The following is a 552-nucleotide window of genomic DNA, read 5'->3' on the forward strand; positions in this document are numbered from 1 at the left end:
GACGCCTCGCCGCTGGACCTGAAGTTCCGCCGGATCGAAGGGTTTCTCGGCCGCTCAGACAACATGGTGAAGCTGCGCGGCATCAACATCTTCCCTCAGGGCGTGGGGCCGATGCTGGATGAGCTCCCGGCCTTTGCGGGCGAGTTCATCTGCAAGGCGGTGCGCGACGCCTCCGGTCGCGATGAGTTCGTCGTCATCGCCGAGACGACCGCTCCGGCGGGCGACCGCTCCGCCGTGACCGAGGCGGCGCGCGCCATCCTGAAGCGCAAGATCGGCATCGAGGTGCAGGTCGATCTGGTCGACAAGGGGGCCACAGCGCCGCTCACCCAGATCGAGGTGCGCCAGAAGCCGATCCGCCTGATCGACGAGCGCTTCAAGTGACCGCAGCCCTTCATGCCCTCGGCGCTGCTGCGCTCGGACGCGCGCTAGCCCGCCGCGAGACCACCGCGCGCGCCGTGACGCAGGCCTATCTGGACCGGATAGCCGCGCTCAATCCGCGGCTCGCCATCTACACCCAGGTCGCCGCGCAGGATGCGCTGGCGGCGGCGGATG

Annotated in this window: 1 protein-coding gene; it reads left to right on the plus strand. The window is 69.2% G+C overall.

Annotated elements, in window-relative coordinates; translation table 11 throughout:
• Positions 1-381 (plus strand): phenylacetate--CoA ligase family protein (locus ACLD7X_RS18115; protein ID WP_425625482.1); only part of this gene is annotated, 381 nt, incomplete at its 5' end.
• Positions 382-552: the final 171 nt, after the last annotated feature.

It is taken from the genome of Aphanothece microscopica RSMan92 (assembly GCF_046613545.2).
In the GTDB taxonomy this organism is placed as follows: Bacteria; Cyanobacteriota; Cyanobacteriia; order PCC-6307; family Cyanobiaceae; genus NIES-981.